Genomic DNA, 22,671 nt, shown 5'->3' on the forward strand with positions numbered 1-22,671 from the left:
GACCACACCGCGCGGCAGAACGCTCAGGCACCGACCGGCGTGCCATCCGCTCCGGACCAGGCGGCGCGGCAGGGCGGACACTCCTCGACACCGACCAGCACACAGCCCGCACCGCAGCCCCCCATCGACCCGGCGACGTCGACTCCCGACCGAAGCACGGCCGACCACACCGCGCGGCAGAACACTCAGGCACCGACCGGCGTGCCATCCGCTCCACCGTCAGCAGGCCCGACCAGCGGCGGGACCTCGCCCGTAACCGGCCCGGAGGACGCGGCGCGGCAGGGCGGACACCCGTCGGCCCCGACCGCCACGCCAGTATCCAGCGCGTGGCAGGCCCCCGACCCGCTGAGCGAAAATGCGCAGTCACCGCACGGCGAGCAATCCGGGCCGTCAACAGACGAGCACGCAGGGCCGCACGGCGCTCCGACAGCGGCACGTTCCGCTGAGGATCCCGTTTCCGGGAGAGCGGACGCTGTTCGGCAGGCCGAGAGCCGAGAAGCGACGCCGACCGGCGCCGACACCGGCACGTCATCCACCGGCGCAAGCCCGGCCGAACCGCACAGCGCGAACACCACTGCCGGGGTGAACCGGAGCGCGGCAGCGGCTCAGGCCCCGACAACGTCGGCAGGTGCGGGATCCGAGCATGGCTCCACACTGGGCACCGGCGACATCACGCCGTCGAGCGATGCCCACCGGACACCGCCCATTACCGAGCATCCGGCGCAAGCCCCGCAGACCGCCGCACCCGTTCCCACGGCGGTGATTCCCGATGGTCCGCCGCCGTGGCTCGCGGCTCCTCGGCCCGAGCAGGCCGCCGCGCCCGCGACCGACGCGCCGCGCCGACTCCCACCGCTGCCCGACCCGCCCGCGCCGCACAACAGTGCGTCCGGTACCGCGCCGGAGGCCCCCGTACCGCCCGACTCGGCGGGGTCGGGCGATGCGACTCGCGCACGAAGGGACTCGAGCGCACCGGCGTCGAACCGCGCCGGCGCGACCGACATCGGCCCGGTGGCGGCGCGACCTGTCGCCGGTGGCGGACGCCACCGACTGTCCGCGGAACCGAACGAACCTTCGGCGTCCCAGCCGCCGGTCGGACAAGCGCCGAACTCCGACCAGCAGCCTGCACCTCAGCCCCGTCCGGATGCGGCTTACGACGCGGGCGCGCCACAGCCGCACCCCAACGCCTCGAGCGGCGTACCCGCCGGTCACCCGACGCAGTTCGCGGGCGATCAGGCAGCGGGCAGCGCACCGCAGGTCCCCATCGACCAGTGGCGCAATGCTGCCGCGCCCGAATCCGGTCCGGCATCACCGCATTCCGTGCCGCCGCACCAAGCCACTGGTCACCCCGCCCCGCAGTGGGGCACGCCTCCCGGCTACCCACAGCCCCCCGCCCAGCAGGGCGCCCCGTTCCAGCAGCCTTCACTCGACGACGTGCCGCTGCGCCGGGCCAAGAAAGCTCCGGGAACCGGGTGGCGCAAGGCCGTGCACCACGTGTCCGGCGGCGCGATCAACCCCGGTATGTCCGCCGAGGAACGCAGGTTGCAGGAACTGGTCGCGCGGATCAGGCAGCCCGTCCGCGGCGACTACCGGATCGCGGTGCTGTCGCTCAAGGGCGGTGTCGGAAAGACCACCACCACAATGGGTCTCGGCTCCACCTTCGCCTCGATCCGGGGCGACCGGGTGATCGCCGTCGACGCCAATCCTGACTTCGGCACGCTGTCGCAGCGGGTGCCCCTGCAGACCAGGTCCACCGTGCGCGACCTGCTCCTCGATTCGACCATCCAGCGCTATTCGGATGTGCGCAGGCACACCTCGCAGGCGACGAGCCGCCTGGAAGTGCTCGCCAGCGAACGTGATCCGGCCGCGTCGGAGGCGTTCAGCGAAGAGGAGTACCGCGCGGTTGCCCGAATCCTGCAGCGGTTCTACAACATCATCCTCACCGACTGCGGTACCGGGCTCATGCATTCGGCCATGTCCGGTGTGCTCGACCTGGCGCACTCGCTGGTACTGATCTCCTCCCCCGCGATCGACGGAGCCCGCAGTGCCGCAGCCACATTGGACTGGTTGTCGCTGCACGGCCACGACCATTTGGTGCGCAACGCGGTGGTGGTGATCAACTCCCCGCGGGCCGGATCACCGAACGTCGGTATCCAGCAGCTACGGGAGTACTTCCTGTCCCGGTGCCGCGCCGTGCACATCATCCCGTTCGACGCGCACATGTCCGAGGGCGCCGAAATCGATTTGCACCGCTTGCACAAGCAGACCAAGCGGGCCTACGTCGAGCTGGCCGCGACCGTCGCGGACGACTTCGCCACCGATCATCGTCGTTACCACCCGTGACACCCGCCGGGCGGTGGCCCGGCGGGGCGAAGGGCGAACGGATCAGCCGCTCACCACTCGGGCAGACGCCGCCTGCCCGCCATGACGTCGCGCACCAGATCGTCATAGGCGTCCGCGAGTTCGGCGAGATGATGCCACGCGTTGTGCAGCAAATCGTCGTGCGCGTTCAGAGTCATCAACGCGTGGTGCGCGCGCACCGACGACTCGGCGAGGCGATCGATCACCGCACCCACCGTTTCGGTGTGCAGAGTGGCGCCGAGCCGATGCTGCGGCACACTTCGCATCACCCAGTCGTCGATGGCCATCACCAATTCGACTCTGCGACGCTCGATTTCGCGAACCACCGCCACGGAGGTGTCCACCGAACCACCGCGGCCGACCAGGCGGCGCTCATGTAGCACTGCCAGATCACGAGCGAACCACAAGAGCGGACCACCGACCACGCGGTGTCCGCGACACGCCCGAACCAATAGGTCGGACGTGGGAAGCAATCCCGGTGCCGAAGAGCGCACCGAAGGATCGACACACCTAGGTGTGCCAGGGAGGGCCATTACGACCGTTGTATCCGAACCTGCCACGTTGCCTCGCCGTCATCGCCGCACAACACCGGATCAGGACTTCATTACAATAAACCTCTGAAGGCACCTGTCAAGCGTTAACGGGCCGTAGGGAGTCACGGAGAGTACACTTCGTTACCTGCATGACCAACCGAGGAGCAAGATGGCGGACGGTCCGACGTATCACCGGATCGCAGACCTCCTCCGCGAGGAGATCCGCGCAGCCAAGTGGAAACCGGGCGATCGACTGCCCAGTCACTCGGAGCTTGCCGATCAAATGCAGGTCTCGATTACCACGGCCCGCAACGCGATCCAGGTGCTGGTGACCGAAAATCTCGTCTATACAGCTACTTCCCGCGGAACGATCGTTCGAAACCAGGAAATCCTGGAATCCGTTGTCACCGATTCCATCCGCCCCGACCGGCCGCAGACCCCGCACGACATCTTCGAGGAGATCGCGCGGGCCGCGCACCGGGAGCCGTCGAAGGAGTTCAGCGCGAAGATGGAGCCCGCCAGCCCCGAAGTCGCGTCTTGGTTGGGGATACCGCCGGATTCGTGGGTGCTGGCCAGGACGGTGGTCCAGTATCTCGACCATGAGCCGTGGTCGTGGGAGGTCAGCTTCTATCCCCGTGATCTGGCCGAGGCCACCGGAATCGACTCACCGCACGATATTCCGGAGGGCACCACCCGCCGCCTCGCCGACCGGGGCCATGCCGAGACCGCGCACCGCGACACGCTCGTCGCCCGGCCTGCCACCGCGGAGGAAGCCTTGGTGCTCGGCGTCGCCACCGGCACCATCCTGCTCGACCACCTGCGCATCGGCGCCAACCACGAGCGCGTCACCCGTGCCACGCGGCAACGTTCGCTCGCCTCCGGCAATCGGCTCGCCTACGAGCTCGGCGACGCCGAAGGCACCGCAGTCATCCGGACCACGCTTGCCGATTCGCACGGGACCGGCCGGGCCTAGCCCATGACGATCGCGCTGCGCCAGGCGACATGGGGCGATCTCGGCATGATCTGCCGCCTGCGCGTACAGCGCACGGCGTGGCTCACCGCGCGCGGCTCCGATCAGTGGACGGTCGCCGGACGCGGCCTGCCCATCGAGATCTTCGCTCGCGCCGTGGGACGGTCGCTGGACGCGGGCGAGACCTGGATCGCCGAGGTCGCGGGCGAACCGGCGGGAACGATCACGGTCAACGACCGCGCCGACGCCGGTCTATGGTCGGCGTGGGAACTCGACGACGCGGTGATCGCCCATTACATGATCGTGGATCTGCGTTTCGCGGGCCGGCGCGTGGGCCATCACCTGCTGGCGCACGCGGGACTGCTCGCCCGCTCGCAGGGCCGCGCCTGGGTCCGGCTCGACGCGTGGACCACCAATACCGACCTGCACGCCTACTACCGTTCGGCGGGATTCCGTTTGGTGCGCATAGCGGGCCCGCTCGCGCTGGGCCCGTCACGCGCGCTGTTCGAGCGAAGAGCCGATAGCTGGGATCCCGCACTTCCCGTGCCGGTCCCCGCTGTCGGGCGAGTGGCCGCGCCGGCGCTTTTGCGCCCACCGCCGCCGAACAACTGATCCCACGCGGCGACAACTGAACGATCCGCGCTGTCCGGGGCTGCCCGCCGCGCGCGACGAGCACGGTGTAACCGAATATCGCAGGACGCCTTGGTGCGCGATCGTGCCGCGCACTCACGAGCCGCTCCGCGCACGCCGGAGTATCCGGCGCACGACGGCGAACCGATCAGATGGGCGGCAAGTGCGCGATGTGCACCATCTCGATACCCCTGCTGCGCGAGACCAGTGTTCCACGGCCGGGCGGCAGCTTGCTCGGCCGCACGTCGCCGATCAGCTTGCCCTCGTCGCGCGACCCGCTCATGATCAGCGTCTCCACCGAAAGGTTCTTCATGGTGCCCAGAATCGGGTCGTACAGCGCGCGGGACACACCGCCGCTGCGGCGGGTTACCACGAAATGCATGCCGATGTCCCGCGCCTGGGGCAGGTATTCCAACAGCGGCGCGAACGGGTTCATGCCGGTACCGGCCACCACCATGTCGTAGTCGTCGACCACGATGTAGATCTCCGGGCCGCTCCACCAACTGCGTTCGCGCAGTTGCTGCGGTGTGATATCCGAGCCGGGAATCCGCTTGGCGAGATACCCAGCCACCTCTTGGATCATCGGACCGCAGGTCTGCGACGACGTCGAGTATCCGGCCAGGTGGTCGCCCTCGACCACGCCGAGCATGGTCCGGCGGTAGTCCACCATGATGATCCTGGCCTGCTCGGTGGTCGACTGTTCCACCACGCCCATCACGATGTTGCGCAACAGGGTGGTCTTGCCGCATTCCACGTCCGCGAACGCCATGAAGTGCGGTTCTACGCCGAAATCCAGCACCAGCGGCTGCAATTCGGACTCGCCGCGACCGACGACCACGCGGGTGGGGCCGAGCTCGACGCCTTCCGCCTTCGCCGAGGCCATCAGCTCGTCCCTGCCGAAGCGCAGCGGCAGCATGCGCACTTCGGGCGCGCGGCGGTTCGGGTACTGCTGTTCGAGTCCGGCCCGCGCCTGCGCCACACCGTCGGCCAGGCTGCCCTGGTCGGAGTCGGAGTCCAGGCGCGGCAAGGCGATCAGCATGTGCAGCTGGTCCGCGGTCAGACCGCGCCCCGGGCGTCCGACCGGAACCTGGTGCGCGGTGCGCCTGCCCATCTCCGAGTCGGACGGATCGCCGAGCCGCAGCTCGACGCGGGTGCCGATCTGGTCCTTGACCACCGGGCGGATCTCGGCCCAGCGCGCGGCGCCGATCATCAGGTGGATGCCGAACGACAGGCCCTGGGCCGCGATGGCGTTGATCTGCGGCTCCAGCAGGTCGAACTCTTCGCGGATCGCGGCCCAGCCGTCGATCACCAGGAACACGTCGCCGAACTTGTCGGCGGCCAACGGATCGGCGGGCCCGGCTGTGCCATCCGGAACGCGACGGCCCTCGCCGAACTTGCGGCGCCGGAACTCGGCCATCGATTCGATGCCCAGCGCGGCGAACCGCTCCTCGCGCTGACGCATCAGCGTGGTGAGCTCGGCGACGGTGCGGCGCACCCGATCGCCGTCGAGGCGACCGGCCACCGAACCCACGTGCGGCACGCCGGACAAGCCCGCCATGCTGCCGCCGCCGAAGTCGAGGCAGTAGAACTGCGCCTGTTCGGGAGTGTGCGTGGCCGCGGTCGCCATGATGATGGTGCGCAGGGTCGTCGACTTGCCCGACTGCGGGCCGCCGACGACCGCGACATTGCCCTGTGCGCCAGCCAGATTGATGGTGAGCACATCGCGGCGCTGCTCGTAGGGCTTGTCGATGACGCCGATCGGCATCCACAGTTGGCCGTGCCGGTTGACCGGCGAACGCCAGTCCGGGTCCGGCAGCAGCATGTCCACCGTCGGGGATTCGTCCAGCGGCGGCAACCACACCTCGTGCGCCGGGCGGCCGTGCCCGGTGAGCCGCTTGACGACCACGTCGAGCAACGTGTCCGGGATGCCCTCGTCGGCGCCGGGCACGGCCCCAGCGGCCGACGGTGGCGGCGGCAGCTCCAGCAGCGGGTTCGACGGCGCGACCGGTTCCGCTTCGGTCTCCGCATCGATCGGGTCGGGTATCTCCACCGGCACGGCGGTGAACAACGCGGGCCGCCTGCCCGCGACCGGGCTGCCGTCCTCGCCGGTCACCGTGCCCTGCGGCGCGACGTACGGACCGGACACGTAACTGGCGTTGAACCGCAACGGATCCGACGCGTCGCTCTTCAGATATCCCGATCCGGGCACGCTCGGCAGATGGTAGGCGTCGGTGATGCCGAGTACCGCACGCGACTCGTTCGCCGAGAACGTGCGCAGGCCGATGCGATAGGACAGATGCGATTCCAGTCCGCGCAGCTTGTTCTCCTCCAGGCGCTGCGACGCCAGCAGCAGGTGCACGTGCAGCGACCGGCCGAGGCGGCCGATCATCACGAACAGCTCCGCGAAATCCGGCTTCTGCGAGAGCAGTTCGGAGAACTCGTCGACCACGATGAACAGCGCGGGCAGCGGATCGAGCGGCACTCCCGCGGCGCGCGCCTTCTCGTAGTCGGTGACGTTGGCGTAGTTGCCCGCCGAACGCAGCAGCTCCTGGCGGCGGTTCATCTCGCCCGCGAGCGCGTCCTTCATGCGATCGACCAGCGAGAGTTCCTCTTCCAGGTTGGTGATCACGGCGGCGACGTGCGGCAGCGAGTCCAGGCCGAGGAAGGTCGCGCCGCCCTTGAAGTCGACGAGCACCAGGTTCAGCGCGTCCGGCGAATGCGTGGTGACCAGCGAGAGCACCAGAGTGCGCAGGAATTCCGACTTTCCGGAGCCGGTGGCGCCGATGCACAGGCCGTGCGGGCCCATGCCGTTCTCGGCCGACTCCTTGATGTCGATCTCCACCGGAGTGCCGTCGGGGGTGATGCCGATCGGCACCCGCAGCCGCTCCCTGCCGGTACGCGGACGCCACACCCGCGCCGGATCGATCTGGGCCGCGTCCGGGATCTTCAGTAGCGCCATCAGTCCCGGATCGGCCGTGGTTCCCTCACCGAGACTCACGATCTGCGCGGCCGTCGCGAGCCGGTACCTGGCCAGCGCGCGAGCGAAGGACTCGGACTCCGCCGTGCTCACCTCGTCGGCGGTGGCGAACTTCTCCACGCCGGCCGCACTGCGCGCGGCCACCTCGCCGTCGCCGACGACCAGTTGCAGTCCGCGCCGCGCCGCGAGCCCGCCTTCCGGCGCGGTGAGGTCGAGCACCGTCACCGAATCCAGGCCCGATTCGCTGACCAGCCGTTCGCTGCCGCTGACGTAGCCGTCGTCGATGACGACGACCAGATGTAGTCGCCCCTGGGTCGGCTGTGGGTTGCGCATGAACCGGCCGCGCTCGAGCAGCTCGGCCGCCAGCGCTGTTTCCAGTTCACCGAGCGAGTGGTACATCATCCGCGTCGAGCCCATGCCGTCGCGCTGGGTCGGATGCTGCAGTTGCGGTAGCCATTTCGCCCAGGACCAGGCCGGGCCGTCCGGGTCCGAGCAGACGATCGCGATGGCGAGATGGTCGGGACCGTGGAAGGCGGCCAGCTCCATCAGCATCGCCCGCGCCAGCATGCGCGCGTCCTCGACCTGGCCGCCGATGTTGATCGCGGGGAACGCGCGCAGCGACACGGCGGTCGGCAGGCGGTGCACCACCGAATGGGTGCGCACGAATCGGCGCAGGGCCACGGTGGACACCGGTTCCAGATCCTCCAGCGGCCCCGTCTCGGGGCGCGCCAGTTTGGTGGCCAGCCGGTGGCTGCCGACCCCGACGCGCACGTGTCCGAAGTCCGGGTCGTTGGGCCTGCGCTCCCACATTCGCCTCGTCCCGATCAGGGACGGCAGGTCGGCGGGTTCGGGGTGACTCCACCGGAGCGTCTCCAGCTGCTTGCCGCCGGTGCGGCGCACCTCCTTGCGGACCTGGTCCAGATAGCGGAAGTAGTCCTTGCGCTCCTCGTTGAGTTCCACCGCGCGCTTGGGGCCGCCGCCACGGAAGCCCGCCATCATGCCGACCATCGACATGAGCATCATCATCGGGAACATCATCATGAACGGATTGGCCAGCAGGTTGCGGCCCATCATCGCCATCATGGCGATCATGCCGACCACCGCGACCACCATGACGACCGGCATCAGCTTCATCATCAGCGGCGCGGGCAGGGCGCGCGCGATCTCCGGCGGAGCGGTCAGCGCCACCTCACCACCGGGTGCCCGGGGCGGCGCGATACGGGGGCGGCGCACAAAGCCTTCGGTAGCCATGATTCCTTCGTTCGGTCGGCGGCGAGCGATCGAGCTGCGCCCGCGCTACGGATCGAATTCCGCGTTCAGGTCCTGTCTGGTCCGCCGGAACGGAAACGCCACGGCCACACCGATGGCGAGGCAGGCCAGGGAGACGATGGAGCCGATCACCGCGATCCGGCGCGGCCGCGGGTCGGGGCCCGGCGGGATCACCGGCGCGGCGACGGGACGGGCGGCGTCGGCGCCCGCGCTCACGGGTTTCTCCGGCAGCTGCGCGGTGAGCGCGGCGAGCGGATCGATCAGGCCGTGGCCGATCCGGTCGTCGCGGCCGGTGCCCGGTCCGTGCGCGGTGCGGATGATGCGGTCCATCACCTGCTGCGCGGTGAGTTCCGGAAAGCGGGCCCGCACCAGCGCGGCCAGCCCGGCCACGTAGGGGGCCGCGAAGCTGGTGCCTTCCACGGCCCGGATTCCGTCGGTGGTCTGGACGCCGTCGACCAGTCCGGTGGCGCCCGGTTTGCTGTCCAGCGACACGATATTGCGGCCGATCGCGGCGACGCCCACCCATGGGCCGTGCAGCGACAGCTCCGACACCTGGCCCGTCGAGTCCACCGAGCCCACCGAGAGCACGTAGGGCGTGAACCAGGCCGGACTCGCGACCGTGGCCACCGAACTCCAGCCGGAACCCTCGTTCTGTTTCGAGCAGGCGCCGTCGGGCTGCAGATTGCCCGCGGCCGCGACCACGACGACATTGCGGTCGTAGGCGTACTTCACCGCCGCGCCGAGCGAGGCGTCGGCGGTGTCCGAACCGGCTGCGGTGCAAGCTACTTCGGAGATGTTGATGACGGTGGCGCCGAGATCGACGGCGCGGACCACGGCCGCCGCCAGGGTGAGCACGCTGCCGTAGCCGTCGCTGCTGATCTTGCCCGGCGGATCGCCACGGCCGCCGCGGTCCTTCGGCTCGTAGGCCAGGCTCAGCTGCCGGATGGTGAGCAGGTCCGCGTCGGGCGCGACGCCTGCGAAGGCGTCGCCGGGGCTGGGCTGGGCCGCGATGATTCCGGCGACCAGGGTGCCGTGGCCGTCGCAATCGACCGCGCCGTCGCTGTCGGAGACGAAGTCACCGCCAGGTTGCAAAGACCGTAACCGCGGGTGCGGATTCACCCCGGTATCGATGACGGCCACCTTCTGCCCGGCGCCGCGGCTGAACTGCCACGCCGACGGCAGATCCAGCACGCGCTGGGCCATCGGAGGCTCGCCCGGCGGCGCGCCGGTGAGCAGGGGTTCGGCGCAGACGGCGCGCTGTTCGGTCGGCTCCAACGGCGCGGGCCGCGCGCTCAAACCTTGTGCGGCGCCGAGCGCGCCGGGGTCGATGCCCGGTGGGGAGATCGCCTGGGCACTCGGCCACGGCACGCCGATTCCGGCGCCGGCAACCGTCGCCGCGCAGGCCATCCGCATGACGATCCGGCGGAAGGCGCTGCCGGTCATATGTTCCGGGCCATCGAGTAGATGTTCATCACCCACAGCACGAGCGGTATCACCGCCACGATCAGCAAGTACTCGAAGATCTCGATCATCCGCCTGGTCACCGGGGTGACCTCGATGTGCGGACCGATCACCCCGAACCCGACCACGCCCGCGGCGAACGCGAGCAGGACGCCTGCCGCGAGCAAGGTGTAATCCGAATCCCCGACGGCGAATCCGACGGCCAGGGCCACGACAGTCAGGCACCCACCGCCGATCATCGTCGCGGCTTGGGTGAGATCGGCGAACGAGCGGCCGCGCAGCGCGAGGATGATCGCGGTCACGACCGCCAGCGTGATGCCCTGCCAGCGTCCGGAACCCAGCGGATCGGCCACGCCGAACGCGCCGACGACCGCGCTCGCGGTGCACGCCGCGACCAGGCCGGACTGGAACCGGTTGGCCGTCCGTGCCCGCACCCCTAGTCCCGCGGCCGAGGGCAGTGCGCTGGCGCCGATGGCGCCGATGCCCTCGATGGTCGGTCGCGGCTCGTGGTCGGCCGGGTCGATCGCGCCGCCTGCGGTGGGAACCGGCGGAATCGGCAGCCGCGCGAGCACGGCCGCCAACCGCGGCACCGCCGAGATGATCACGATGCCGGCCACCAGCAGACCGGCCGACAATTTCGGCAGGCCCGGATGCCAGATCAGGTGGATCGCCGCGGCGACGCCCGCGATCACGGCGAGCGCGGCGGCGCAGGAGAACAGCGTCGCGCCGGTGCCGGTTATCCGGTAGCCCAGCAGCGCCGCGATCAGCAGCGCCGAACTGCCCAGCAGCAGATGGGGACTGCCGAGCGTGCCCGGCACCAGCAGCGCGGCGCCGCCGAACAGCAGTAGCAGTCCGTCCAGGGACAACCAGGTCGCGGTCGCCGTGTCGGCGTATCTGTGCGCGGCGATGCCCGCAGCGACGAATCCCGCTGTGCCACAGCCGAGCAGCGCGAGAGCGGGCGCGATCGGATCGCCGTGCCCGCGCGAGATCACCAGCACGACCAGCGTGACCAGCACGCTGAGCGCCGACACGACCAGACCCATCCAGCGGGCGGCCACCCCGGACCAGCTCCGGAATTCCTCGGCGGTCAGCCGTGATACCGCGTCGATGACGTCGTCGAACAGCGCGGGCGCTTCCTTCGCGGCCACCGACCGCAGCACCAGCAACTCACCGTCGTAGACCTCGGCCTCGGTGAGCGTGCGGCTCGGCGCGATCGCTTCCCGGCCGAGCCGGGCCAGGGTCCAGTGCCGCGCGTCCAGCGGCGCCGACTCCTCCTCGGCCTCGGTCCGCTCCGGGTTACGCGATTCGATGAGCGCCACCAGATCACCGATGAATGTGGCGATCGGCACGGTGGCCGGCAATCCGACATCGACCTGAGTGTTCCCACCGATGACCGAAACACGACTCAATACGGGTTCGGTGGCACGTATACCGCTCGCCGACTCGATCAACGGCAACCTTCCCCAGCCCTCATCCGGAACAATGATTCACGCATCGACAACATTTGCTGGAACCCGTCCCGAGTGCCCGACTTCACCACATCGAGCACTCGCACACATAGCCGACTCTTGCGTTGCGACCTCCCGGCAGCTGAACCTAATGTAACGGACGAACCGGGCCACGCGCGATCGGTAGTCTGGTATCCAGATGAACGTCTCTACTACGAGAAACGAAGATTTCGGGGTTCGACAGCAATGACCGGCAACCGTCAAGCACAACGCGCATTCGATGCCGGAATCCTGTCGCTCGGATTGTCCATCGAGGGGCAAGAATCCGCACGTGATCTCGACTACGCGAAACTGGCTTTTCAACGCGCCACGGAGTGGGACCCCACGATGTGCGACGCGTGGCTCGGCCGCGCCGCCGCGGGCGAGCTGACCAAGGACGTTCTGTTCAATCTGCACAAGACCAGCGCGAGCACGCTCTACCGCGAGCAGCGCAGGCTCGGATTGCGTCCACGCGAACTCGCGGGCCGCTTCCTGCCAGGTCTGTACATCGACTACCCGCTGGCCAACCACACCGAGGTCACGCTGGCCTGGGCGGCACAGCTGATCGCCGACAAGGAGTACGACGAGGCCGAGCGGGTGCTCGACGAACTCGACACGTTCCGCGGTGGACAGCTGAGCAACCCCGAAGGCGAGATCGACAGCCGCATCTGCGCTTATGTCCGTGGCGTACTGCACTACAACACCCAGCGCTGGCCCGATGTGATGGCGGTGCTCGCCGGTTCGGCGGACTGGGAGGATCCGTACCTGGCGGCGGGCGCGCACGTCATGGTCGGCACCGCGTGCGCCCAGCTCGGCTTGTTCGGCGAGGCGATTCGGCGGATGCAGCAGGCCGAGGCGGGCCCGATCCCGGCGGCGCGGTCGACCGCGATGTTCTGCCGCGGCTTGTGCCTGCGGGAATCGGGCAACGAGGAGGAAGCCCAAGCCCTGTTCGAGAAGGTGTACTCGCAGGCACCGGATTTCGAGGCGAACGCGGCCGCGATGCGTGACCGCACCTACCGGATCACCGTCACCAGCCGCGAGGTGATCGATGCGCGCACCGACAAGTGGGACCCGGCGTCCTCGCCGTCGACGGAGCAGATGGAACAGGCCGAGAGCCAGGACCGGGCGAAGAAGATCCTGGTCGAGGCCAGAGCCGAACTGGACTCGCAGATCGGCTTGGCCTCGGTGAAAACCCAGGTGGCGAAGCTCCAGTCGTCGGCGCAACTGGCGAAGATCCGGGCCGAGAAGGGCTTGGCGAGTCAGCCGCGCGGCCAGCACCTGGCCTTCACCGGGCCGCCCGGCACCGGTAAGACGACCATCGCGCGGGTGGTCGCGAAGATCTACTGCGGCGTCGGCCTGTTGAAGACCGACAAGGTGGTCGAGGCCAAGCGCGTCGACTTCGTCAGCCAGAACCTGGGCGGCACCGCGATCAAGACCGAGAAGCTGATCGACACCGCCATGGACGGCGTGCTGTTCATCGACGAGGCGTACACGCTGATCCAGACCGGTCTGCAAGGCGGCGACGCGTTCGGCCGGGAAGCGGTGGACACGCTGCTGGCGCGCATGGAGAACGACCGTGATCGTCTCGTGGTGATCATCGCGGGCTACGACGGCGAGATCGACCGGCTGCTCACCGCCAACGACGGCCTGGCCTCGCGCTTTTCGAAGCGGTTGCAGTTCCCGTCCTACACGGCGGACGAACTGGGGCAGATCGGCCAGGTGATCGCCAGGAAACGCGATTCGGATCTGTCCGAAGAAGCGCTCGAGCAGCTGGTCCGGGCCTGCGAGCGCCTGTACGCGATGCAGAGCACCGACCAGAGCGGTCAGCCGCGCCGCGGCGTCGACCTCGCAGGCAACGGTCGGTTCGTCCGCAACGTGATCGAAGCGGCCGAGGAAGAGCGCGAATTCCGGCTGGCCAATGACGAATCGCTGGACCTGACCGACATCGACGAGGCGGTGCTGCGCCGCATCGAGGCGTCGGACATGGAGCTGGCCTTGTCCAGCCTGCTCACCTCGCTGAACGTCGGCTGGACGGACTGAGTCCGGTCGGGCGGCCCGGCGAGCGCTATTTCGTGGGCAGCGAATCGTGGCTGACCAGCGCTTCTCGCGCCGACAGCGTGGGCCCGGGGACCATCTGGCCGACGATCGCCCATGGCGCGAGGCGCGGGGTGCCGCCCAGTCCGAGCACGTTCGCGGTGGCCGCGTCCGGAATGCCGTAGCGCACGCCGGTATCGGCGATGTAGAACAGGCTGTCGCGGCGCGGGCTACCCGGTTCCATGCCGGTCACCTGCACGAACTCTCCTGAACCCGGCGGGATGTAGGCCGCGTCGACCCGGTCGCCCGCGCCGTCGGAGGTGGACACCTCGACGGGTTTCGCGGACTCCGCGATCGGCAAGCGGGTGCCGACCAGCAGGCTGACCGCCGCGCGCTCGCCGGGGCCGTCGCCCGTGTTGTCCTGGCCCTGCCCTGGAGCGGCGCCCGGCGACTTCGCCCAGGCCACACAGGCGACAGGCGCGTCCTCGGCGGGCAGAATCCTCGGGGCACGCACCGGGAAGTCGTCGACCGGCAGTTGCCGGACCACCGGAACCCGTTCCAGCACATCGGGAGGCATGGTCGCGATCTCCCGCATGCCGTGCGAATCGGCGTACCTGATGACCTGCGCGGTGAACGGCGACACCGGCTGCAAACCGTCGGCGAGCACGACGTACAGCGCGGCACCGCCGTCCGGCCCCACGCCGGACACCGAGATGACGCCGCCGACCGGGATCTCCGACAGCGGGCCCGGCCCCCGCTCCCCCGCCCGGGGGATCTGCGGCGGAGCCAGCGCGGGAACCTGCGTCGTCGCGCCGAGCAACCCGGTGCCGACCGGACGGGGCCGCTGGGCGCGCAGGTCCAATGCCCTGGCCATCACCGAATTGGCCGGGTCCACCTCGGCGCGTTTGCCGTCGTAGACCAGGTAGGTCTTGTTGTCGCGCCGGACGAGCAGCGCCTCGTCGTGATTCGAGGTCCGGATGCGGTCCGCGAGCGCGGGGTGGCCTGCGATCACCGTCGTCGTGCCGCCCGATGATGCGGCGGCGCTACCGCCTTCGGACAACGGAATGGTCTCGCACAGCGACCACTCCGAGTTCTTGCCCTGCGTGGAACCGGGCAGCGCGCTCGGCGCTCCCGGAATGCCGAGCAGCGGCCCACGCGGCAGATCGCCGAGCTTGTCGTCCTTCACCGCGTGCGGCTCGGCATCGGCGCCGGTGATCAACCGCGCGGACGCGAGATTCAGCACCGGGTGCAGGGTCTTGTTGCCGTCCTGGCCCTGCACCACCACGTACAGCGCGCCGCTCTGCTTCCCGGAGACGATCACGGCGTCGCCGATCGCGCCCTGCGGACGCAGGAAGGCCAGGATCGCGGCGCCCGCCACCACGAGCACGCCGAGCACCGCGCCGACGAGCAGCGAGCGGATCTGCGAACGCATCGGATCGTGCAACATGCGCACGTCGCGACGGACCAGCGCGTGATCGAGCCTGCGCAACAGGAATCGGTATCCATTGACCTGAGCGCGGGTGGTCAGCTGTGCAGGCACATGGTCTCCATCGAGCTATCGATCACCATTCTCTTCGACACGGTACCGTAATTCACCGACGGCCCTGAACCGATGGAATCCGAAGCCGATCAACGGCGGCCGTACCGAGGCGAAGCAGGGACAAACAACTGTGAACGAAACGATGAACGGCGAGGCAACCGATAGTGAAATAACGGATGCGCCTGCGCCGAGAAATCAACGCCGATCGGACTATGACACACTGCGCGATCCGGAATTCTGGTTGTTTCGCATTTTTCCCTTGCGCGTGACAGTTCCCGTCTCGATATCGGCCGCCGCGGTCGCGTGGATCGTTCTCGCCGTCAGCCATTCGATCTGGGGTGCGATCGCCGCGGGCGCGGTGGTCGCGCTGGCCGGTCTCGCGCCGCTGCGCGGACACACGCCCGCCGAACGCCTCGGTAGCGCGATCGCCCGCAGACGTCCCGGACTGCGCCCGGCCGAACGCCTCACACAGGCTCCCGCCCTCGACGTTCCGCTCGCCGAGGGCGGCGGTTACGGCGTGCGCTGGGACGGCGATCTGCTGCTCACCATGCTCCGGATCGATCCGCCGCCGGACACGCTGACGCTGCTGGACCGTGGTTCGCTCAGCACCGACCAACTGCTCCCGCTCGCCGAGATCGCCCGCTGCCTCGATCAATTCGATCTGACCCTGGCCGGCATCGACGTGGTGAGCACGGGCGCGCGCACGGCGGGCACCGGCGTGGCCGCGCAACTCTACGACCGCATCCTCGGCCCCCTGCCCGCCATCGCGCACCGCACTTGCTGGCTGGTGCTGCGGATGGATCCGCTGGCCAACGCCGAGGCGGTCGACAATCGCGGCGGCGGTGGCAGCGGCGCGCTGCGCACCGCGATCATCGCCACCCGCCGGGTCGCCAACCGGCTCGCCGCACACGACATCGCCGCGTCCGTGCTGACCGCCACCGAGATGAACACAGCCGTGCGCCAGCTCACCCACGGCTTCGACGTCGACCAACTCGCCGAGTCCCCGAAAACGTTGGAGTACCAAGGCCGTTACCTCACCCAGTACCAGATCGCGGCCGACATGATCGGCCCACGCGGACTGGCCGACATCTGGGCGGTGCCCAGCTTGTCCACCACGGTTACGTTGCGCTTGCGGCCGGGAGCGGGCCGCCACGATCGGCACACCGATTTCGCCGACACCGTTGTGCTCAACGCCGTCGTCCGCTTCGACACCGTCGCACCGCCCGAGCAACCACCCCTGCCAGGGTTGCGCGAGCTGATCGGCAACCAGCTGCGAATCCTGTTGGACACCTTGCCCATCGGTTACGCAGGCCGTTGGGGCAGCGACATCGCCTATCGCGGCACGCTGGCCGCGCTCACCGAGTTCGCGGTGCCGACGGCGGGCTGCGGCCAGCTCATCGGCGCCGACGAGCGCGGGCAGGGCATCGCGGTGCCGTTGATCGGCGAGGGCACCAGGCACCTGGAGGTGATCGGCAACCTGGATCTCGCTCAGCAGGTGATCCTGCGCGCCACCGCGCTCGGCGCGCATGCCATCGTGCACACCGCCCGGCCCGAGGCGTGGCACACCATGGTCGCGAATCTCGGTGCACCGCATGTGCTCTCGATCGCTCCGCGGGCCGCGGGCGCCAGCTACCATCCCCCCGCTCCCCCGCCGCCTCCCGCCGCTCCCTATCCGAGCACGACGGTGCTGGTGTTCGACGGAATCCCGCCGATCGCCCACGCGGGCGGCGCGACGATCGTGCACGTGCGGCGGCCGGACGATACCGGCAGGTCGGTCGACGCGGACGTCACGCTCATCCAGGATCCGGACGCGCCCAATCGGATCACGGTGCGCACCGCCGCGCGCAGCGCGACCGTGCTGATGGTCACCACACCGGACGAGATGCACTACATCGGCGAGTCGCTCGCGGCCCGCTGACCGCACACGAAACGGCCGGCTGGAACCCTTACCGTTCCAGCCGGCCGCTGTTCGTCGCTACCCCGCGATCAGAAGGCGGCGAAACCGTCGCCGACCTTGCCGTCGGCCTCGATGGCGCGGTTCAGCGCGTTCTCCACCTTGACGCCCAGGTTGTCCAGCTTCTGGAGGGTGTCCTCCAGCTCGCCGGTCAGATCCTTGTGCGCCTTGGTGAAGTTCGCGACCGCCTGCTCACCCTGCAGGTTCTGCTGGAACGCGGCGGCGGCGCCGTTGAGTTCGTCGATCTGCGCCTTCATGTTGGAACCGTACTGGTTCAGGTCACTGACCATCTCGGTGATGGCCGGGGAGTTGTACTTGATGGTCATGGTTGTCTCCTTCTGCTGAGAGGTTGGGGATCCGGCTGGACGGCATCACCGTCCAGCGGTCACGCCAGACCGGCCTGGTCGGAGCCGACGATGGTGTTCTTGCCGGAGGTCACGGCCTGCGAGAGCCGGTCCAGCTTGCCGTTGAGCGCGGTGACCTCGTCGTGCCAGTCGTGGGCCGCGGTGTTGAACTCGCGGTGGGCGTCGCCCTGCCAGCCGCGCGCGACGGCCTGCACCGACTCGTCGATCTGGTTGATCGAGGTGCGCAGCGTCGAGATCGAGTCCTCCATGCGGCTGACGACGCTGTCGATGCCGCCTGCTTCGACACCGTAGGTGTTCCCCGAGCCGTCGCCGAGAGATGTGTAAGCCATTTCGTTGATCCTTTCGTCAGAACTTGTATGGGTGCGGAGATCCGGACGATCTCACCGAGCAGCTACTGAGGCAGCCACCTCCCCCCGGGCAGCCCTTCCAGCAACGTGGCGACCGCCTGAGTCACCCGGTGGTCGGTGCCCGTCGTGACCGTCGACCAGATCTGCTGATCCGGCGCGACCATCGGGGCGACGACGATGCGGCCGCGGCCGGTGTCGTACACCACCACCGCGCCGGGCGCCCGGCTGGTCAGCCCGTCTCGATGGGCGTAGGCCACGATCTCGGCGTAGGCGCGGCAGGAGCCGAAGGCGAGGCCGAGCACGGCGGCGTCGCGCTCACCGACGCCAAGGGCGTACACCGCGTCGGCGTAATCGCCGGAGCCCTCGGCCGCGTCCATCCGGTCGGCCAATTCGCTCGCGAGCGCACTGAATCCGGCGATCCGCGCGGGTTCGCACGAGCCGAGCGCGGCCAGCAGTGGACGAGTCAGTGCGGCGTCCGAGCCGTCGGCCCAGATCGACGTCACCTCGAAGCTGTCGCCCGAGCGGACGGCGAGCGCGTGCTGTTCGCCCCGGCGCGCCAGGCAGAAGCGGCGAGCGCCGTCCTCGGTGTAGACGCGGGCGACGAGTTCGCGGTCCGGCTGCGCCAGGACGAACAGCGCACCGGCGAGGTCGGATTCGACTTCGCCCTCGGCGTCGAGCAGGCCGTCACCGATCAGGCCGGACAGCGCACGCTCCCGCGCGGCGCGATACTCCTCGATCGAATCCTGTTGCGGCCCGACCGAAAGCACCAGCGGCAAGGTTTGCACACCGAGCCGCTCGGCGACGACGAGCAGCGCGTCGTTCGTCAGCGACGTCACGGCGCACCTCCCGTCTGGGCACCGGCCTCGCTCGGCGCGACGGCGTGCGCCGCGGGTTCGGCGCCGCCGAGCACCGCGGGCGCGGCTTGGATGCCGCCTTCGAAGCCGATCTGATCGCTCGTCTCCGTGGGAAGTCCGGCGCGTGGGAATCGTGCCGCGTCTTGTGCGGGCCCGGCTTGCCCCAGCGCACCGGGAACGAGCGGAGCGGGCTGCCCACCCACGTTCACCGTGGCCGGGGCGGCGCGCGGGACGACCTCGGCCGTGGCGGCCGACTGCGCGTACACCGGCGCCTGGTACGCGGTGGGCACCCGCGGCATCGCCGGGATGGGCACCGTCCCGATCGGCATCGCACCGATCGGCGCCGCACCGCGCGGCATCGTGGCCGAATTCGCGGCCTCGGCCGATCCCGCGGCCTGTTCGGCGGCCAGCGCCAGCTCCGGCGCCACGACGGGCGGTTGCTGGTGCTGCCACGGCAAGGCCAGTGGTTCGGTGGCCATCTCGTAGTTCCGCATGACCCGCGAGGCCATCGCCTTCGCCGCGTCCTGCTCGGCGTCGGTGTCCGCCGCGATCGCGCGGATCGGCGTACCGAGCATCCCGGTCACCGACTCCAGCATTCGTTGCACCTGCTGAAGGGTTTCCAGATCGGCGGTGTTCGGCATCGCCAGCCGGGCGATCTCGTACGCGGCGACCTGGGCCTGGAACCGCGCGGCGTTGGCCGCCGCAGCGGCGGCGGCGTCGACCAGCCAATCCCGCAGAGTCGTGATCTGTTGCAGCACTTCGTCGCTGCGTCCCGACTGCCAGGCCCCGCGCACGTCCGCGAGAACCTTCTCGTACTCGACCACAGCGGCGCCGAACGACGCGGCGAGGCGCGACCACGCGGCGACGGCCTCGGCCATCGGCACGGCGCCCGGCCCCGTGGTGAGGTCGCGCGCGAGCCGCTCAGGCGGGCGTGCGGTCCACACCACGCCGGTGAAACCTGGCTGCGGTGGTTCGATCATTGCCGCGGAAGACCTTTCGGTTGCTCGACGACGGTCAGGCCGGCCGGCCGCCCGTGGTGTCGAAATCGGCCGTGTTGGCCGATTCCATGCCGTCGAACTGGTTCGAGTGCAGCCGCAACGTGGCCGCCAGCTTGCGCAGTTCGTGCACGCTGGCCTGTGCACCGGCCAGGTACGACGACGCCACGTCGTTCGCGGTCTGCGCGGCCCGGCCGGACACCTCGTCGGCGCCGGCGGGAACGACGGTCAGCGCTTCCTCCGCGGAGCGCAGATCCGACGCCAACCGGTCGGCCAGCGCGTCCAGCCCGGACGACGCCTTGGCCGCCGTGACCGAGTCGAATCGCACGCTGTCGTACACCTGACCCCGCCCGTCACTCATAAGACCCTCCTGTGTACTGCTCGGCACTCACGTCAGAGCGTGAGTTCCTTATCCGGCGGTGGTTCCGATGTCGCGTCGGCCGCGCCGACCACCGGCAGCGAGACCCCCTCGATCCGGCCGACCACTTCGTCGCCGTGCTGACCGGTGACCATCTGGCCGCGCAGCGCGTCGGTGGTCGATTCGCCGTCGCGGGCCAGGCCCGCTCCCGCCATGCCCGCGCCGCCCATCGGCATGTATCCGGCCCCGGTTCCGGTCCCCGCCGCGGCGGTACCCGCGACGGTGGTCGACACCTCGGACGACGTTCCGGTACCAGCGGCGCTCGCACCGCCGATGCTGCCGAGCGACCCACCGGCCACCCGGGTCCCCGGCCAGGGGTTCAGCGGGGCGGCAGCCGCGGCGATCGCACCCGGGACGCCACCGCCGACGCCACCCGCGCCGCCTGCGTGCTCGCCTTCCTCGCCTTCTTTGCCTTCCCCGGGCTCACCCGCGCCTTCGTGTGCGCCGAGGGCGCTGATCGGTTTCGGCGCCAGCAGCGAAGGATTGGCGGCCGCCAACTGCCCGAGCGACTGCGCTACCTGACCGGCCGTGCTGATCAGCGGCGTGATCATGCTCATCAGCTGGGTCAGCTGTTCGGTCGACTTCACTCCCGTCGGCGCGTTCGTGATCGGCACCTTCTGACCGGCCTGCGTCATGCTCGCACTGTGGCCGACCATCTCCGCCTTGGTCTTGGCGGTGATCGCCAGCGCCTCGGTCATCGCCTCGATCGCGGACGCGACGAGGAAACCCTGCCCGCCCGGCGAAGCCGCGAGCAGCGGCGCGAAGGCCATGGTGGTGGAGAATTTCGCCAGCACCGCCGACATCAGGCCCGCGCCGGTGAAGACGCTGCCCGCCGCGCTGCCGAGCACCGACTTCTCCTGGGTGCTCTGCGCCGCGAGCTCGTTCGCGTCGGTCTGCGCCGCACCGGCCTTCTTCGCCGCCTCCATCGCCGCCATGCCCTGCCAGACCGACATCAAGGTCTGCACCAGCGACGAGCCGACCTGCATCACCGTCTGCATCACGGTGGACACATTCTGCAGCAACTGCGTCGGGTCGGCCGGAGGCGCGGGCGCGGCGGTGGCACCGGCCGGTGCGGGCGCGGGCGCGCCGAGTCGACCGGTGCCGAACGCGGAGGCGAGATCGGTCAACGGGCGCATGAGCGCGCCGAGATCGATCGTCGGCAGCGGCGGCAGCTCCGGCAGCTGCACGAAGGCAGGCATCTCCGGCAGATTCGGTAAACCCATGCTGCGCAAGACGTCGTTCACCGGCATGTCGAGCATGGGCGCGAGAGCGCTGCCCCGCAGCAATTCCAGGATTGTGGGATCCAGTGGATCGGCGCCGGGTGGCGGAATGGCTCCCGGCGTGGTCATGACCGCGTGCGGATGGCTCCGATGGCCGCGCCCGACGCGGTGTCCGTGCCCTCGTAGGTGGCGGCGGCCTGATGCGCCGTCAACGCCGTACCCGCGTGCACGGCGGCGAGCTGCGCCACCGACGACAGGTGGTTGGCCTGGGCGAAAGCGTACGAGACAAGGAACTCCTGGCCGATCAGGCCGAACACCGGGACCACCGCGGCGACCGTCGCGGCTTGGTCGGTCGCGGCGATCGCCCCTACTCCGGCTGCCATGGCCGCCGATTCGCTTCCGTACACACGCAGCGCATCCGGGACTACTTCAATGTGGCTCATGATCATCGTCCAATCCCGAAACATCCCCCGACGTTTCGTATTCAACTTTACCTAGCGAAGACCGCGTATCGCGATCCCGTCGTGGTTAACATCCGGTGACTACCCGGTGGCCTCCTCATTGAATGCGGTGATAAGTGCGCCGCGCTCCGCAAAAGCCTTGTGCGCGGCCGCTCGCGCGGTGTCGACGACCGTTTTCTCGAACTCGTCCGGTGAAAGTTTCGACACCGCGGCGGAAAAGCTGAGTCCGATCAACGCGGCGTTGCCGTCCACCTCCGCGGTCACCGCGCCGTCGGGCGATGTCTCGGCTACCCGGATCCCATTCATGGCGTCATTGAGATCGGTGAGCCGGTAGAGCTGATTCTGTACCCGAGCGATGAGCTCGTCCATTGTTTCGACCATGCCGACCTCACGAATTCCGTTGCCGTTCAGACCGATCGCAGCCAGCTCTGCGGTTCGATGTCGTACTCTTGCTCGTCGATGATCTCCTGCGTCGCCACCTGCTGTTCGGTGGGCAGCCCGGTCAGCGCCAGCATCTCCGAGGTGAATCCCAGTTGCCGCAATTGCGCCCGCCGCGCCAGGCCCGCGCGGTTCGCCGCCTGTTTGCACAATCGCAGGACCTCGCCCGCCAGCGCCTCCGGGTCGCGGCGCAATTGATCGGCGTCGACCTTGACGCCCAGCGGCAGACCCATTTCGGTGGTGCGCACCGAAATCGAGCCGGTGAGCGAAGTAGCCACGAATTCGGCAGGAAAATCGCCAGGGTTCCCCTGCTGCGATGCGGTCATCGAAAACCCCCTCGGAGAATCGATATCGAAAACG

General features: G+C 69.3%; 19 protein-coding genes. 5 read left to right on the forward strand and 14 right to left on the reverse strand.

All coding sequences use genetic code 11. From position 1 onward, the window contains the following. Window positions 1–582: 582 nt before the first annotated feature. Window positions 583–2,340: an AAA family ATPase gene (locus ABZ824_RS20530; protein WP_356964760.1), complete on the forward strand. Its 1,758-nt coding sequence runs from the start codon at window positions 583–585 to the stop codon at window positions 2,338–2,340. Window positions 2,341–2,390: 50 nt separating this feature from the next. On the opposite strand, the gene ABZ824_RS20535 is transcribed toward ABZ824_RS20530, so the two are convergent. Beyond that, entirely contained in the window at window positions 2,391–2,702 is a 312-nt protein-coding gene (locus ABZ824_RS20535) for a DUF4254 domain-containing protein (protein WP_355076200.1), read from the reverse strand. 358 nt (window positions 2,703–3,060) lie between these two features. Between ABZ824_RS20535 and ABZ824_RS20540 the strand changes: the two genes are divergently transcribed. Together ABZ824_RS20540 and ABZ824_RS20545 are read left to right on the forward strand one after the other, a co-directional pair. After that, entirely contained in the window at window positions 3,061–3,864 is an 804-nt protein-coding gene (locus ABZ824_RS20540; RefSeq protein ID WP_355076198.1) for a GntR family transcriptional regulator, read from the forward strand. Window positions 3,865–3,867: 3 nt separating this feature from the next. Then, window positions 3,868–4,473 carry a GNAT family N-acetyltransferase gene (locus tag ABZ824_RS20545; protein WP_356964761.1) on the forward strand — a complete coding sequence of 202 codons (606 nt, stop codon included), beginning with the start codon at window positions 3,868–3,870 and terminating at the stop codon, window positions 4,471–4,473. Window positions 4,474–4,639: 166 nt separating this feature from the next. Here ABZ824_RS20545 and eccCa read toward each other — a convergent pair whose 3' ends face one another. The 3 genes from eccCa to eccD are packed head-to-tail and all read right to left on the reverse strand — an operon-like array spanning window position 4,640 to window position 11,655. Beyond that, the gene (eccCa, locus tag ABZ824_RS20550; RefSeq protein ID WP_356964762.1) at window positions 4,640–8,719 is read right to left on the reverse strand and encodes a type VII secretion protein EccCa; all 4,080 of its coding nucleotides are present in this window, start codon (window positions 8,717–8,719) and stop codon (window positions 4,640–4,642) included. 45 nt (window positions 8,720–8,764) lie between these two features. Next, on the reverse strand, window positions 8,765–10,150 hold the full coding sequence (gene mycP / locus ABZ824_RS20555; protein ID WP_356964895.1) for a type VII secretion-associated serine protease mycosin: 1,386 nt from the start codon (window positions 10,148–10,150) through the stop codon (window positions 8,765–8,767). A 26-nt stretch (window positions 10,151–10,176) separates the two neighbouring features. Beyond that, window positions 10,177–11,655, reverse strand: coding sequence for a type VII secretion integral membrane protein EccD (gene eccD, locus ABZ824_RS20560; protein ID WP_356964763.1), 1,479 nt, complete (start codon window positions 11,653–11,655; stop codon window positions 10,177–10,179). A gap of 237 nt (window positions 11,656–11,892) precedes the next feature. Between eccD and eccA the strand changes: the two genes are divergently transcribed. Then, window positions 11,893–13,725 carry a type VII secretion AAA-ATPase EccA gene (gene eccA / locus ABZ824_RS20565; protein ID WP_356964764.1) on the forward strand — a complete coding sequence of 611 codons (1,833 nt, stop codon included), beginning with the start codon at window positions 11,893–11,895 and terminating at the stop codon, window positions 13,723–13,725. 25 nt (window positions 13,726–13,750) lie between these two features. Here the strand turns inward: eccA and eccB are convergent, their stop codons facing one another. After that, window positions 13,751–15,259 (reverse strand): type VII secretion protein EccB, encoded by a 1,509-nt coding sequence (eccB, locus tag ABZ824_RS20570; RefSeq protein WP_356964766.1) that lies wholly within the window; start codon window positions 15,257–15,259, stop codon window positions 13,751–13,753. A 265-nt stretch (window positions 15,260–15,524) separates the two neighbouring features. On the opposite strand from eccB, the gene eccE reads away from it, so the two are divergent. Beyond that, window positions 15,525–17,177 (forward strand): type VII secretion protein EccE, encoded by a 1,653-nt coding sequence (gene eccE / locus ABZ824_RS20575; protein WP_355076186.1) that lies wholly within the window; start codon window positions 15,525–15,527, stop codon window positions 17,175–17,177. Between the two features lie 68 nt (window positions 17,178–17,245). Here the strand turns inward: eccE and ABZ824_RS20580 are convergent, their stop codons facing one another. From ABZ824_RS20580 to ABZ824_RS20620, 9 genes are all read right to left on the reverse strand, one after another. Beyond that, window positions 17,246–17,539, reverse strand: coding sequence for a type VII secretion protein EsxR (locus tag ABZ824_RS20580; RefSeq protein WP_356964767.1), 294 nt, complete (start codon window positions 17,537–17,539; stop codon window positions 17,246–17,248). Window positions 17,540–17,598: 59 nt separating this feature from the next. Next, window positions 17,599–17,907 carry a WXG100 family type VII secretion target gene (locus ABZ824_RS20585; protein WP_355076182.1) on the reverse strand — a complete coding sequence of 103 codons (309 nt, stop codon included), beginning with the start codon at window positions 17,905–17,907 and terminating at the stop codon, window positions 17,599–17,601. Window positions 17,908–17,969: 62 nt separating this feature from the next. After that, entirely contained in the window at window positions 17,970–18,761 is a 792-nt protein-coding gene (locus tag ABZ824_RS20590) for an ESX secretion-associated protein EspG (protein WP_355076180.1), read from the reverse strand. Continuing rightward, window positions 18,758–19,759, reverse strand: coding sequence for a PPE domain-containing protein (locus tag ABZ824_RS20595; protein WP_356964768.1), 1,002 nt, complete (start codon window positions 19,757–19,759; stop codon window positions 18,758–18,760). The genes ABZ824_RS20590 and ABZ824_RS20595 overlap by 4 nt, the downstream gene beginning before the upstream one ends. A 34-nt stretch (window positions 19,760–19,793) precedes the next feature. After that, window positions 19,794–20,135: a PE family protein gene (locus ABZ824_RS20600; RefSeq protein ID WP_356964770.1), complete on the reverse strand. Its 342-nt coding sequence runs from the start codon at window positions 20,133–20,135 to the stop codon at window positions 19,794–19,796. Between the two features lie 32 nt (window positions 20,136–20,167). Next, the gene (locus ABZ824_RS20605; protein WP_356964771.1) at window positions 20,168–21,541 is read right to left on the reverse strand and encodes a hypothetical protein; all 1,374 of its coding nucleotides are present in this window, start codon (window positions 21,539–21,541) and stop codon (window positions 20,168–20,170) included. Then, window positions 21,538–21,855, reverse strand: a complete 318-nt coding sequence (locus tag ABZ824_RS20610; protein ID WP_355076172.1) for a type VII secretion target — start codon at window positions 21,853–21,855, stop codon at window positions 21,538–21,540. Before ABZ824_RS20610 ends, ABZ824_RS20605 begins: the two co-directional genes overlap by 4 nt. 99 nt (window positions 21,856–21,954) lie before the next feature. After that, window positions 21,955–22,242, reverse strand: coding sequence for a YbaB/EbfC family nucleoid-associated protein (locus ABZ824_RS20615; protein WP_355076170.1), 288 nt, complete (start codon window positions 22,240–22,242; stop codon window positions 21,955–21,957). Window positions 22,243–22,280: 38 nt separating this feature from the next. After that, window positions 22,281–22,637, reverse strand: coding sequence for a hypothetical protein (locus ABZ824_RS20620; protein ID WP_356964772.1), 357 nt, complete (start codon window positions 22,635–22,637; stop codon window positions 22,281–22,283). Window positions 22,638–22,671: the final 34 nt, after the last annotated feature.

It is taken from the genome of Nocardia sp. NPDC047038 (assembly GCF_040644075.1).
GTDB classification, from domain to species: Bacteria; Actinomycetota; Actinomycetes; order Mycobacteriales; family Mycobacteriaceae; genus Nocardia; species Nocardia sichangensis.